Origin of the sequence: Lelliottia jeotgali, assembly GCF_016771845.1 — a bacterium.
GTDB lineage: Bacteria > Pseudomonadota > Gammaproteobacteria > Enterobacterales > Enterobacteriaceae > Enterobacter > Enterobacter jeotgali.
Window position 1 is genome coordinate 54954 of sequence record NZ_JAENMQ010000010.1, and the last position, 12520, is coordinate 67473.

Annotated in this window: 12 protein-coding genes; 3 read left to right on the top strand and 9 right to left on the bottom strand. The window is 54.8% G+C overall.

The window, feature by feature from the left end; translation table 11 throughout:
* Positions 1 to 6: 6 nt before the first annotated feature.
* Positions 7 to 1050, top strand: a complete 1044-nt coding sequence (gene nadA / locus JBO43_RS17015) for a quinolinate synthase NadA (protein WP_095281288.1) — start codon at positions 7 to 9, stop codon at positions 1048 to 1050.
* 37 nt (positions 1051 to 1087) lie between these two features.
* A complete protein-coding gene (gene pnuC, locus JBO43_RS17020) occupies positions 1088 to 1807 on the top strand; it encodes a nicotinamide riboside transporter PnuC (RefSeq protein WP_095281289.1) in 720 nt (239 codons plus the stop codon).
* On the opposite strand, the gene zitB is transcribed toward pnuC, so the two are convergent.
* Together zitB and JBO43_RS17030 are read right to left on the bottom strand one after the other, a co-directional pair.
* Positions 1804 to 2742, bottom strand: a complete 939-nt coding sequence (gene zitB, locus JBO43_RS17025) for a CDF family zinc transporter ZitB (RefSeq protein WP_103946966.1) — start codon at positions 2740 to 2742, stop codon at positions 1804 to 1806. The two genes, pnuC and zitB, sit on opposite strands and share 4 nt — an antisense overlap.
* 107 nt (positions 2743 to 2849) lie before the next feature.
* Positions 2850 to 3218 carry a protein YbgS gene (locus tag JBO43_RS17030; RefSeq protein ID WP_095281291.1) on the bottom strand — a complete coding sequence of 123 codons (369 nt, stop codon included), beginning with the start codon at positions 3216 to 3218 and terminating at the stop codon, positions 2850 to 2852.
* A 317-nt stretch (positions 3219 to 3535) separates the two neighbouring features.
* Here JBO43_RS17030 and aroG point away from each other — a divergent pair, with 317 nt between their 5' ends.
* Positions 3536 to 4588 (top strand): 3-deoxy-7-phosphoheptulonate synthase AroG, encoded by a 1053-nt coding sequence (gene aroG, locus JBO43_RS17035; protein WP_103948781.1) that lies wholly within the window; start codon positions 3536 to 3538, stop codon positions 4586 to 4588.
* A gap of 62 nt (positions 4589 to 4650) precedes the next feature.
* On the opposite strand, the gene gpmA is transcribed toward aroG, so the two are convergent.
* The 7 genes from gpmA to modE all read right to left on the bottom strand — a co-directional run bounded on the left by gpmA (position 4651) and on the right by modE (position 12475).
* The gene (gene gpmA, locus JBO43_RS17040; protein ID WP_102105244.1) at positions 4651 to 5403 is read right to left on the bottom strand and encodes a 2,3-diphosphoglycerate-dependent phosphoglycerate mutase; all 753 of its coding nucleotides are present in this window, start codon (positions 5401 to 5403) and stop codon (positions 4651 to 4653) included.
* A gap of 277 nt (positions 5404 to 5680) precedes the next feature.
* A complete protein-coding gene (galM, locus tag JBO43_RS17045) occupies positions 5681 to 6721 on the bottom strand; it encodes a galactose-1-epimerase (protein WP_095281294.1) in 1041 nt (346 codons plus the stop codon).
* On the bottom strand, positions 6715 to 7863 hold the full coding sequence (gene galK, locus JBO43_RS17050) for a galactokinase (RefSeq protein WP_202674753.1): 1149 nt from the start codon (positions 7861 to 7863) through the stop codon (positions 6715 to 6717). The genes galM and galK overlap by 7 nt, the downstream gene beginning before the upstream one ends.
* Before the next feature lie 3 nt (positions 7864 to 7866).
* On the bottom strand, positions 7867 to 8913 hold the full coding sequence (gene galT, locus JBO43_RS17055; RefSeq protein ID WP_103946964.1) for a galactose-1-phosphate uridylyltransferase: 1047 nt from the start codon (positions 8911 to 8913) through the stop codon (positions 7867 to 7869).
* A 9-nt stretch (positions 8914 to 8922) separates the two neighbouring features.
* Positions 8923 to 9939, bottom strand: a complete 1017-nt coding sequence (gene galE, locus JBO43_RS17060) for a UDP-glucose 4-epimerase GalE (RefSeq protein WP_103946963.1) — start codon at positions 9937 to 9939, stop codon at positions 8923 to 8925.
* 207 nt (positions 9940 to 10146) lie between these two features.
* Entirely contained in the window at positions 10147 to 11619 is a 1473-nt protein-coding gene (gene modF, locus JBO43_RS17065) for a molybdate ABC transporter ATP-binding protein ModF (protein ID WP_202674754.1), read from the bottom strand.
* 67 nt (positions 11620 to 11686) lie between these two features.
* A complete protein-coding gene (gene modE / locus JBO43_RS17070) occupies positions 11687 to 12475 on the bottom strand; it encodes a molybdenum-dependent transcriptional regulator ModE (protein WP_095281299.1) in 789 nt (262 codons plus the stop codon).
* Positions 12476 to 12520: the final 45 nt, after the last annotated feature.

The window sequence follows — 12520 nt, forward strand, 5'->3', positions numbered from 1 at the left end:
GCAATGATGAGCGTGATGTTTGATCCTGAAGCCGCAATCTATCCTTTCCCGCCGAAACCCGTGCCACTCAATCGGGACGAAAAACAGTTTTACCGTGAAAAAATCAAGCGCCTGTTGAAGGAGCGAGATGCGGTGATGGTCGCGCATTACTATACCGATCCCGAAATCCAGCAGCTGGCGGAAGAGACCGGCGGCTGTATCTCCGATTCTCTTGAGATGGCGCGTTTTGGGGCGAAACATCCTGCCTCAACGCTGCTCGTTGCGGGCGTACGCTTCATGGGTGAGACGGCGAAAATCCTCAGTCCGGAAAAAACCATCCTGATGCCTACGCTCAATGCGGAGTGCTCTCTGGATTTAGGCTGTCCGATCGACGAATTCAGCGCGTTTTGCGATGCCCACCCAGACCGTACGGTCGTCGTGTACGCCAACACGTCTGCTGCCGTGAAAGCGCGCGCTGACTGGGTGGTTACTTCCAGCATCGCGGTTGAACTCATTGAGCATCTGGACAGTCTGGGGCAAAAAATCATCTGGGCACCGGATAAGCATCTGGGCAATTACGTGCAGAAGCAAACTGGCGCAGACGTGCTGTGCTGGCAGGGTGCGTGTATTGTGCACGACGAGTTCAAAACTCAGGCGTTGGCGCGCATGAAAGCCCTCTATCCTGAAGCGGCGATTCTGGTGCATCCTGAATCTCCACAGTCGGTGGTCGACATGGCAGATGCGGTCGGCTCCACCAGCCAACTGATTAATGCGGCGAAAACCCTGCCGAACCAGAAACTGATTGTCGCCACCGATCGCGGCATCTTTTATAAAATGCAGCAGGCGGTACCGGACAAAGAGTTGTTCGAAGCGCCGACCGCCGGAGAAGGGGCCACCTGCCGTAGCTGCGCACACTGTCCGTGGATGGCTATGAATGGCCTCAAGGCGATTGCTGAAGGGCTGGAATCTGGCGGAGCGGCACATGAAATCCATGTCGACGCTGCGTTGCGTGAGGGCGCGTTAATTCCGCTTAACCGCATGCTCGATTTTGCGGCTACACTACGCTCCTGAGATGAGATAACGCGTATCACTACGCTCTGGGGAAAAGATGGATTTTTTTAGCACGCAGAACATCCTGGTTCACATACCGATCGGGGCGGGCGGCTACGACCTGTCATGGATTGAAGCCATCGGTACGCTGGCAGGGTTGCTCTGCATCTGGCTGGCGAGTCTGGAGAAGATAAGCAACTATGCATTTGGCCTGATTAACGTCACGCTGTTTGCGATTATCTTTTTCCAGATTCAGCTCTATGCGAGCCTGCTGTTGCAGCTGTTTTTCTTCGCCGCGAACATCTACGGCTGGTACGCCTGGTCACGGCAAAACAGTGAGAAGGAAGCCGAGCTACAGATTCGCTGGCTGCCTTTACCAAAGGCTATCGCCTGGCTTGTTGCCTGCGTGGTGGCGATTGGTCTGATGACAGTCTTCATCAACCCGGTGTTTGGTTTCCTGACCCGCATTGCGGTGTCGGTGATGTCCAGCCTGGGTTTGAACGTCACAATGCCCGAACTTCAGCCAGATGCTTTCCCGTTCTGGGATTCCTGCATGATGGTGCTGTCTATCGCCGCGATGATCCTGATGACGCGTAAGTACGTAGAGAACTGGCTGTTGTGGGTGATCATCAACGTCATTAGCGTGGTGATTTTCGCGTTGCAGGGCGTCTACGCTATGTCGCTGGAATATCTCCTGCTCACCTTTATCGCCCTGAACGGCAGCCGGATGTGGATTAACAGCGCGCGTCAGCGTGGCTCCCACGCGCTGTCCAGTTAATGGTGGTGATGGTGTGAATGGTCGGACTGTGTCTCATTGAGATGGCAGTCCGACCCGTTGCAGGTCTGATACTCCATCTGGATGGTGGCGTGTGAAATTTCGTAATGATGTTCCAGGAAGTGTTGGATACGTCCCAGCAGAGCATCGTGATCGTGCGGCGGAATGACCTGTACGTGCAGGGTCATCACCGGTTTCTCACCGACCAGCCAGACGTGAACATGATGTACATCGCGCACTTCCGGGATATCCCGGCACATTTTGCGTTTTAGCGCCGGAATATCCAGTGACACCGGCGCGCCTTCCAGCAGTTCGTTCACACTCTCTTTTAATAATCCCCATGCGCTACGCAGCACCAGGCACGAGACCAGTACCGACAGAATAGGGTCGATAGGCGTCCAGCCGGTGTAGATAATTACCAGTGCCGCGACAATAGCACCTACTGATCCCAGCAGATCGCCCAGCACGTGCAGCGCCGCCGCACGTACATTAAGATTTTTCTCGCTACTGCCACGATGCAAAATCCAGAACGCAAGAATATTAGCCAGCAACCCGGCGACGGCAATCACCATCATCGTCATTCCGGCAACAGGCTGCGGATGGCGGAAACGCTGGAAGGCTTCCCAAACGATTAAGACAGTAATCACTACCAGCGCAATGGCATTGACGAAAGCGGCGAGTGTGGTCAGGCGTAGCCAGCCAAACGTATGGCGTGCATTAGGTGGACGGCGGGCAAATTGCACGGCGATTAACGCGAACAGCAGTGCGGCGGCGTCAGTGAGCATATGACCCGCATCCGCCAGCAGGGCCAGTGAACCAGAAATAAGTCCGCCGACAACCTCGATAACCATAAACGAAGCCGTGATGCCGAAAGCCAGCATCAGACGTTTAGCGTTTTCGTCCCCCGAAGAGTGCGAATGAGAATGCGTGTGCGCCATGAACTCTGTCCTGATGATTTATTATTCTAAGGGTAGATTTTTTAACATTTTGCACAAAAAAGAAAGGGGAGCTTTCGCTCCCCTTCATTTATCCGATCGGGCTGATATTACTGCGTGGTGCCGTCGGTTTTAGTGTCGCTATCGATGCTTTTATCCGGGCATTTCCCATCTTTACACATCGAATTTTTGTGCACTTCGTCTTTGGTCATACCGTCATGGTTCATGGTCCCCGAGTCGGTCCCGTTCGGGTGAAGCATAGTACCGCCGCTCGTTCCGCTGCCGGTATTGATGTTGTTGTTATCAACATTATTCGGTGCCAAATTCTGTTTGGCGTCCGGTGCTTCCTGGCCAGCAGCGGCAGCGGCGTTAGCCTGGCCGTTGCTGTCGGAACCCGCCGAGTCTGCGGCCAGTGCTGCCCCGCTTGCCAGGGTTAAGGTGGCGGTCAGAAAAAGGGTTGCCAGTTTAGTCATTTTCATCATGCTGCTCCTGTTCTGGTCGTTATGTGCTGGATAACTTCTTCCAACAGTGCATACGCGAAAGTATTCGCTCAATGGTCAAAGATTCCAGTAACTGAACTTATGTCAGAATGGAATCACGTTAAAATGCATAAATAGAGTGGTTACATTTAAAAAGTTTAGGGCAGATCTCGTTATTCGCTACTTTGTCGCGTTTTTTAGGGGAATTCCAGGAATTATCCGTGTGAAGTGTAAAAGCCCGTTTACACTTCCAAGCTGACAAGTTAGATTGAAAGGATTGCATTCATTAATAAAAATATGTCAGAGCCGGAACGATCATGAATTATCAGAACGACGATTTACGCATTAAAGAGATCAATGAGTTATTACCGCCTGTAGCGCTCCTTGAAAAATTTCCCGCCACTGAAAATGCCGCCAATACGGTTTCCCATGCCCGCAAAGCGATCCACAAGATCCTGAAAGGTAATGACGATCGCCTGCTGGTGGTGATCGGGCCTTGCTCCATCCACGATCCTGCGGCGGCGAAAGAATATGCTGCGCGTCTGCTGACGCTGCGTGAGGAGCTAAAAGGCGAGCTGGAAATCGTCATGCGCGTCTATTTTGAAAAACCGCGTACCACCGTCGGCTGGAAAGGGCTAATCAACGATCCGCATATGGACAACAGCTTCCAGATCAACGACGGCCTGCGCATCGCGCGCAAACTGCTGCTGGAAATTAACGACAGCGGTTTACCGGCAGCGGGCGAGTTTTTGGATATGATCACCCCGCAATACCTGGCTGATTTGATGAGCTGGGGCGCGATTGGTGCGCGTACCACGGAATCTCAGGTTCACCGCGAGCTGGCATCCGGCCTGTCTTGCCCGGTCGGGTTCAAAAACGGCACCGACGGGACCATGAAAGTGGCCATTGATGCAATCAATGCCGCTGGTGCGCCGCACTGCTTCCTGTCTGTGACCAAATGGGGCCACTCGGCTATCGTGAATACCAGCGGGAACGGTGACTGCCATATCATTCTGCGTGGCGGTAAAGAACCAAACTACAGCGCAAAACACGTCGCCGAAGTGAAATCGGGCCTCGAAAAAGCCGGTCTGTCACCGAACGTGATGATCGATTTCAGCCATGCCAACTCCAGCAAGCAGTTTAAAAAGCAGATGGAAGTGGGTGCGGACGTGTGCCAGCAGCTGGTAAACGGCGAGAAAGCTGTGATCGGCGTGATGATTGAAAGCCATCTGGTGGAAGGCAATCAGAACCTGGAGAGCGGAGAGCCGCTGGTATACGGTAAGAGCGTTACCGATGCCTGCATTGGTTGGGAAGATACCGACGCGATCCTGCGTCAGCTGGCGAATGCGGTAAAAGCGCGCCGCGCGTAACCCTTTTGCAGGCAATAAAAAAGCGTGGATTGCTCCACGCTTTTTTTATGTCTGGCGAAAAATTACTTCGCTTTACCCTGGTTAGCTACTGCCGCCGCTTTCGCTGCGATTTCGTCAGCGTTGCCCAGGTAGTAACGTTTGATTGGGTTGAAGTTTTCATCGAACTCATACACCAGCGGCACGCCCGTTGGGATGTTCAGTTCGAGGATTTCGTCTTCGCCCATTTTATCCAGGTATTTCACCAGCGCACGCAGGGAGTTACCGTGAGCCGCAACGATCACGCGCTCACCGCTTTTGATGCGTGGCAGAATGGTGTCGTTCCAGTAAGGCACAACGCGATCGATGGTCAGCGCCAGGCTTTCAGTCTGCGGCAGCTCTGCATCGGTCAGTTTCGCGTAACGCGGATCGTGGCCTGGGTAACGCTCATCATCTTTAGTCAGTTCTGGTGGAGTCACTGCAAAACCACGACGCCATTGCTTAACCTGCTCGTCACCGTACTTCTCAGCGGTTTCGGCTTTGTTCAGACCCTGCAGCGCACCGTAGTGACGCTCGTTCAGTTTCCAGGATTTCTCAACCGGCAGCCATGCCTGGTCCAGTTCGTCCAGCACGTTCCACAGAGTGTGGATGGCACGTTTCAGCACAGAGGTATAAGCAAAATCGAAGCTGAAGCCTTCATCTTTCAGCAGTTTACCTGCAGCTTTTGCTTCGCTGACGCCTTTCTCAGACAGATCAACATCATACCAACCGGTGAAACGGTTTTCGTTATTCCACTGGCTTTCGCCGTGGCGCACCAGAACCAGCTTAGTTACAGCCATATCTCTCTCCTCAAAAGAACCATTAGAATGATAACAATTCTCATTATATTGCCGTGATCGCTCAGGCGGCAACGCTTAACCCTAACCATAGCGAAAATAGTGTCTCAGTGTAAGATGCTTGTGAATTGAGGGTTATGATTTTGTCTGCGATCGGCGCTATTTTCAGCAAGACGGGCAAAAAAAAAGCCCTCAGGACGAGGGCCGTAGTGTTATTTTCCGGATGACGCGGCCTGCGTAAACCGTAGGTCAGGTAAGCGAAGCGCCACCTGACATTGTGTCAGCGCGCAATAAACTGATATTCAGTCACGCTCACATACTCCTGGCCCGGACGGAGCACGCAGTCAGGCTGCGGCCACTCGGTATGGTTCGGGCTGTCCGGCAGAAACTCGCTTTCCAGCGCCATTCCCTGCCAGTCGCTGTAATCACCTTCCTCACGAGCAGGCGTGCCGCCGAGATAGTTCCCGGAATAGAACTGCAGCGCAGGCGCAGTGGTATACACATTCATTTGCAGCTTTTCATCGGCGGACCAGACCTGTGCGGCAGGCTGAGTCACATCACCCTTCGCTTGTAGCAGGAAGGCATGGTCGTAGCCTTTGACTTTGCGCTGGTGATCGTCACTCAGGAAATCTTGGGCGACGGTTTTCGCGCTGCGGAAATCAAAGCTGGTACCCGTAACGGCCTTCAGCCCTTCAAACGGAATGCCCATCTCATCGACCGGAAGATACTCATCGGCAAGGATTTGCAGCTTGTGGTTGCGTACGTCTGTCTGCTCACCGTCGAGATTGAAATAGGCGTGGTTGGTCATATTGACCGGGCAGGGCTGGTCGACCGTTGCACGATATTCAATTGAAATGCGGTTATCTTCCGTCAGGCGGAAGAGGGCAGTGGCGGAAAGATTACCAGGGAATCCCTGGTCGCCATCGGCAGATTCCAGCGCAAACAGCACTTCGCAGTCATTCTGCTGCACAATTTGCCAGCGGCGTTTGTCGAACCCTTCTGGCCCGCCGTGCAGCTGGTTTTCACCCTGGCTTGGCAGAAGAACATACTCTTTGCCTTCCAGAGAGAAACGGCTTTTGGCGATACGGTTGGCGTAGCGGCCAACGGATGCGCCAAGATACGCCGCCTGATTCACATAAAGTTCCGGCGATGCACAGCCGAGCAGAGTTTCGCGCACGCTGCCATCGGGCATCGGGACGCGGGCGGAAAGTAGCGTTGCACCCCAGTCCATGACCGTAACTACCATCCCTGCGCTGTTACGCAGGGTTAGCAGGCGATACGACAGACCATCAGGTGCGAGGGTTGGCGTTTCGTTTAGCACTGTCCAGCTCCTTGGGTGGCTTTGCAGACGTAGAAGGTCTCTTTGATGCCCGTTTTGGCTTCGTACTGTTTCGCCACGGCATCCTGAACGGCAGGAACCAGCTCTTCCGGGATCAGCGCGACAATGCAGCCGCCGAATCCGCCGCCGGTCATGCGCACGCCGCCTTTGTCGCCGATGGTCGCTTTCACGATCTCCACCAGGGTATCAATCTGCGGGACGGTTATCTCAAAATCATCGCGCATGGAGGCGTGGGATTCCGCCATCAGTTCACCGATGCGTTTCAGATCGCCTTTTTCCAGCGCAGAAGCGGCTTCTACAGTACGGGCGTTTTCAGTCAGAACGTGACGAACGCGTTTGGCCACAATCGGGTCTAACTCGTGCGCCACTTTATTGAATTCATTCAACGTGACATCACGCAGTTTTGGCTGCTGGAAGAAGCGCGCGCCAGTTTCGCACTGTTCGCGGCGGGTATTGTACTCACTGCCGACCAGCGTACGTTTGAAGTTGCTGTTGATGATCACTACCGCCGCGCCTTTTGGCAGGGAAACGGCTTTGGTGCCGAGCGTGCGGCAATCGATCAGCAGCGCGTGCTCTTTTTTGCCCAGAGCGGAGATCAACTGGTCCATGATTCCGCAGTTACAGCCGACGAACTGGTTCTCGGCTTCCTGACCGTTCAGCGCAATCTGCGCGCCATCCAGCGGCAGATGATACAGCTGCTGGAAAACGGTGCCGACCGCCACTTCCAGCGAGGCCGAGGAGCTTAAACCCGCGCCCTGCGGGACGTTGCCGGTAATGACCAGATCCGCACCGCCGAAGTTTTTATTGCGCTTTTGCAGGTGTTTCACCACCCCGCGCACATAGTTGGACCACTGCTGGGTGTCGTGGGCCACAATCGGTGCGTCGAGAGAAAATTCATCGATTTGATTGTCATAATCGGCCGCAATCACGCGGACCTTGCGGTCGTCGCGTTTGGCGCAGCTGATCACGGTCTGATAATCAATCGCACAAGGCAGAACGAAACCGTCGTTGTAATCGGTATGCTCACCGATCAGATTGACGCGGCCCGGAGCCTGAATCGCGTGAGTGGCAGGGTAGCCGAATTTTTCAGCAAACAGGGATTGTGTTTTATCTTTCAGACTCATTTATTAGACTCCTGATTCGCGGTAATGGACATCGCTGACAGCGCGCAGACGTTCTGCCGCCTGTTCTGCCGTCAGGTCGCGCTGGGTTTCAGCCAGCATCTCATAGCCCACCATAAATTTACGCACCGTCGCAGAACGCAGTAGCGGCGGATAAAAATGGGCGTGTAACTGCCAGTGCTGATTTTCTTCGCCGTTAAACGGTGCGCCGTGCCAGCCCATTGAATAAGGGAATGAGCACTGGAACAGATTGTCATAGCGGCTGGTCAGTTTTTTCAGCGCCAGCGCCAGGTCGTCGCGCTGTGCGTCGCTCAAGTCGGTGATACGCAGAACGTGGGCTTTCGGCAGGAGCAGCGTTTCAAACGGCCACGCCGCCCAATACGGCACCACGGCCAGCCAGTGTTCAGTTTCGACGACCGTGCGGCTGCCGTCTGCCATTTCGCGCTGAACGTAATCCGCCAGCAGCGCTGACTGGTTTTCGTCGTAATAAGCCTTTTGCAGACGATCTTCACGCTCGACTTCATTCGGCAGGAAGCTGTTCGCCCATACCTGGCCGTGCGGGTGCGGGTTAGAGCAGCCCATCGCCGCGCCTTTGTTTTCAAACACCTGCACCCACGGATAATCCTGACCCAGCTCGGCAGTCTGCTGTTGCCAGGTGGTGATCACGTCGGTGAGGGCGCTCAGGCTCAGTTCCGGCAGCGTTTTGCTGTGATCTGGCGAGAAGCAAATTACGCGGCTGGTACCGCGCGCGCTTTCGCAGCGCATCAGCGGATCTTCACTTTCCGGAGCGTCCGGAGTGTCGGTCATCAGCGCGGCAAAATCGTTAGTAAACACGTACGTGCTTTTGTAATCCGGGTTTTTATCGCCAGTGACGCGGGTATTGCCCGGACACAGGAAGCAATCCGGGTCATGCTGCGGTAGCGTCTGTTTGGCTGGCGTCTCTTGTGCACCCTGCCACGGACGCTTCGCACGATGCGGAGACACCAAAATCCATTGCCCGGTTAACGGGTTAAAACGCCGATGCGGATGATCGACGGGGTTGAATTGAGTCATGTCGGGTCCTTAATCCGGATAGCCTTGTGGATGGCGCGACTGCCAGTGCCACGTATCCTGTGCCATTTCATCCAGCGTGCGGGTGACGCGCCAGTTCAGCTCTTTATCGGCTTTGGTGGCATCGGCCCAGTACGCGGGAAGATCGCCATCGCGGCGCGGGGCGAAGTGATATGCCACCGGTTTACCGCAGGCTTTGCTGAAGGCGTTAACCACATCAAGTACGCTGCTGCCCACGCCTGCACCGAGGTTGTAGATATGCACGCCCGGTTTATTCGCCAACTGCTGCATCGCAGCGACGTGACCATCGGCCAGGTCCATCACGTGGATATAATCGCGCACGCCAGTCCCATCTTCGGTCGGATAGTCGTTGCCAAAAATCGCCAGCGAGTCACGACGTCCTACCGCCACCTGAGCGATGTACGGCATCAGGTTATTCGGGATACCCTGCGGATCTTCACCCATATCGCCTGACGGATGGGCGCCAACCGGGTTGAAATAACGCAGCAGGGCGATGCTCCAGTCGGGCTGTGCTTTTTGCAGGTCAGCCAGAATCTGCTCCACCATCAGCTTACTTTTGCCGTACGGGCTTTGCGGCGTACCGGTCGGGAAGCTTTCGACGTAAGGGATTTTCGGCTGGTCGCCGTACACGGTGGCAGAAGAACTGAAGATGAAGTTCTTCACGTTTGCGGCGCGCATGGCGGCAATCAGGCGCAGCGTTCCGTTGACGTTGTTATCGTAGTATTCGAGGGGTTTGGCGACTGACTCACCGACCGCTTTAAGACCGGCGAAGTGGATAACCGTATCGATGGCATGGTCGTGAAGGATTTCGGTCATCAGCGCTTCGTTGCGGATATCGCCTTCCACAAAGGTGGGCTGTTTTCCGCTCAGGCGCTCAATGACGGGCAGCACGCTGCGCTTACTGTTACACAGGTTGTCGAGGATGATGACATCGTGGCCATTTTGCAGCAGTTGCACACAGGTATGACTTCCAATGTAACCGCTACCACCCGTTACCAGAACTCGCATATTTCGCTCCATTAGGCTTATGGTATGTAATAACCATAGCATAACAGAGACGCGAAAAGTGTGACATGGGATAAAATAGTGGAATCGGTTACACTGAATTACACAGTCAATTTCACAGCGAATCAGCGCATTGTAAATCAAAGAGATAGTGATGTATTGCTGCCAGTTATCTGAAAAAGGGGACTGCAGTCCCCTTTAAGACGATGCTCAGCGAATGCGGTCTAACTGATAGCGATAGCCTTCACCCTCAGGAACAAACTCCAGTCGGTGCGTGATGCAGGACGGGGCATCCTCTGCGTGATGTGAAACGAACAGCAGCTGGGTTTCGCCTTCGCTAATTAACACATCAACAAAACGGCGGATCAGCTGGCGGTTGAGTGGATCGAGTCCCTGTAGCGGTTCGTCCAGAATCAGCAAAGTAGGGTGTTTCACCAGCGCACGCACGATCAGCGCCAGACGCTGTTGCCCCCACGACAAACTGTGGAACGGTGCATCCGCCACGCGTTTATCCATCCCCAGAATATCCAGCCACTGTTGCGCCAGCTTGTGCTGCTTGTCGGACACCGCCTGATAAATGCCGATTGAATCGAAATACCCGGACAAAATCACGTTACGCACCGTGGTGCTAACGCGGTAATCCAGGTGCAGGCTGCTGCTGACGTAGCCGATATGCTTTTTAATATCCCAGATGGTCTCCCCGCTGCCGCGCCGACGGCCAAACAGGGTCAAATCATTGCTGTAGCCCTGGGGATGATCGCCGGTAATCAGGCTTAGCAGGGTTGATTTCCCCGCGCCATTGGGACCGGTGATTTGCCAGTGTTCGCCCGGATTCACCGTCCAGCTTAGCCGATCGAGAATCGGGCGATCGTTATAAGATACGCTGCCATTTTTCAGCTCGATGCGCGGCTGGTGGCTCTCCAGCAAATGCCGCGCCGAAGGGGCATCGGGTTCCGGAAGGGCAATCCCGTCGAGCTTTTCGCTGTGTGCCAGCTGGGCTATCAGCGCCTGCTGGAGCAGCGCGTCTTTCTCGCCGGTTTCGGTCAGTGAGCAGTCCGCCAGCACGCCCGCGTACTGCACAAAATCCGGGATTTCATCAAAGCGGTTAAGCACCAGCACCAGGGTATAACCCTGTTGATTCAGCGTGGCGAGTAGGGTGGCCAGCTGTGCGCGGGAGTGCACGTCCAGGCCGTCGAAGGGCTCGTCGAGGATCAGCAGGTCCGGCTCGTTCATCAGCGCCTGACACAGCAGGGTTTTGCGCGTTTCGCCGGTGGAGAGGTATTTGAAGCGTCGGTCCAGCAGGCCGGTGATGCCGAAAAGTTCCGCTAACTGCTGACAGCGGGCCGTGTCTTTTCGCTCATCCTGAATGATTTCTGCGGTGGTCCGCCCGGTGTCGTCCTCACCGGGGCTGAGCAGATCGGTGTTATTGCGCTGCCACTCGTCGCTGACCAGTTTTTGCAGCTGTTCGAAGGAGATGCGCGTCAGGCGCGTAAAATTGCACTGGCGTTCGCCGTTCAGCAGGGTGAGTTCACCTGCCAACGCGCGAGCCAGCGCAGATTTTCCGCTGCCGTTGGAGCCGACAAACGCCCAGCTTTCACCAGCGCGTAAGGTTAAATCAGGCAGAAAAAGTGTTTTTGTGTCGCTAAGACGAAACGTGCCTTGCGAAATTTGCAATGACGACATGAGTTATCCCATTTTTTGCAGCGATAGAGTTCAGGAATACTCACTGCCGTCATCTTTGTCAACGCACTTAACACAACGTGGCGATAATTACCCGGTCGGCGTTGAACCAGGCGGTGACGTTCGCGCCTTCGGTCAAATCTTCTGCATCAGACAGTGGCACTGTGGCACAGAGCACTTGTCCATCCGGCAGGGTCATTAGCACTTCGCACTGTTCTTCGCCGCGCGAAATGTGGCTGATGGCACCGTGCAGCTGGTTATCAGCCTCTTTGGCTTGTTCTGCATCCTGCGTGATATTCACCCACGGTGCTTTGAGCAACACCAGCACCTCTTTGCCTTCGTCCAGCCCCAGCCGCTCGCCGCTTTGCGCGGTAATCGCCACTTTGAGCCGTGTCGTGCCGTCGGCCAGCAAAATATCGACATGCTGCTGCACCTGATCATGGTCGCGCGCCGTCACGGTGCCAAACCATTGGTTTCGTGCGCTGGTTTGCAGTGAAAAGCGGGAGATGGCCGCCAGCAGGCTATCGAGGGGAAGGGCGTCGTCATCGCTCAGGACATCAAAGGCTTTCTGCTGGATTTGTGCCAGCAGATCATAAAGCTGAATCAGGCGCTGGCCGTAGCGAGTCAGAATAGCGCCGCCACCGCCTTTGCCGCCCGTCGCGCGATCGACCAGCGTCTGTTCGCTCAGGGTATTCATCTCATTGATGGCGTCCCAGGCACTTTTATAGCTAATGCCAGCATTCTTCGCGCCCTGGCTAATCGAGCCGGTTTGTTCTATCTGTTTAAGCAGGGCAATGCGTCGCGGATCGGCGAAAAGCTTCTGCTGAAGTCGAAGGGTAAGGAGAATTTCGGCCTGCATAAGACGGTGTCCTGGCAAAAAGCGTATTGTGACCCAATTGCCCCA

What these genes read in the sequence shown, in the direction of transcription:
- nadA (WP_095281288.1), top strand. Translation starts at nt 7, where the DNA reads ATGAGCGTGATGTTTGATCCTGAAGCCGCAATCTATCCTTTCCCGCCG.
- modE (WP_095281299.1), bottom strand. Translation starts at nt 12,475, where the DNA reads ATGCAGGCCGAAATTCTCCTTACCCTTCGACTTCAGCAGAAGCTTTTC.
- pnuC (WP_095281289.1), top strand. Translation starts at nt 1,088, where the DNA reads ATGGATTTTTTTAGCACGCAGAACATCCTGGTTCACATACCGATCGGG.
- galT (WP_103946964.1), bottom strand. Translation starts at nt 8,913, where the DNA reads ATGACTCAATTCAACCCCGTCGATCATCCGCATCGGCGTTTTAACCCG.
- galK (WP_202674753.1), bottom strand. Translation starts at nt 7,863, where the DNA reads ATGAGTCTGAAAGATAAAACACAATCCCTGTTTGCTGAAAAATTCGGC.
- aroG (WP_103948781.1), top strand. Translation starts at nt 3,536, where the DNA reads ATGAATTATCAGAACGACGATTTACGCATTAAAGAGATCAATGAGTTA.
- JBO43_RS17030 (WP_095281291.1), bottom strand. Translation starts at nt 3,218, where the DNA reads ATGAAAATGACTAAACTGGCAACCCTTTTTCTGACCGCCACCTTAACC.
- zitB (WP_103946966.1), bottom strand. Translation starts at nt 2,742, where the DNA reads ATGGCGCACACGCATTCTCATTCGCACTCTTCGGGGGACGAAAACGCT.
- galE (WP_103946963.1), bottom strand. Translation starts at nt 9,939, where the DNA reads ATGCGAGTTCTGGTAACGGGTGGTAGCGGTTACATTGGAAGTCATACC.
- gpmA (WP_102105244.1), bottom strand. Translation starts at nt 5,403, where the DNA reads ATGGCTGTAACTAAGCTGGTTCTGGTGCGCCACGGCGAAAGCCAGTGG.
- modF (WP_202674754.1), bottom strand. Translation starts at nt 11,619, where the DNA reads ATGTCGTCATTGCAAATTTCGCAAGGCACGTTTCGTCTTAGCGACACA.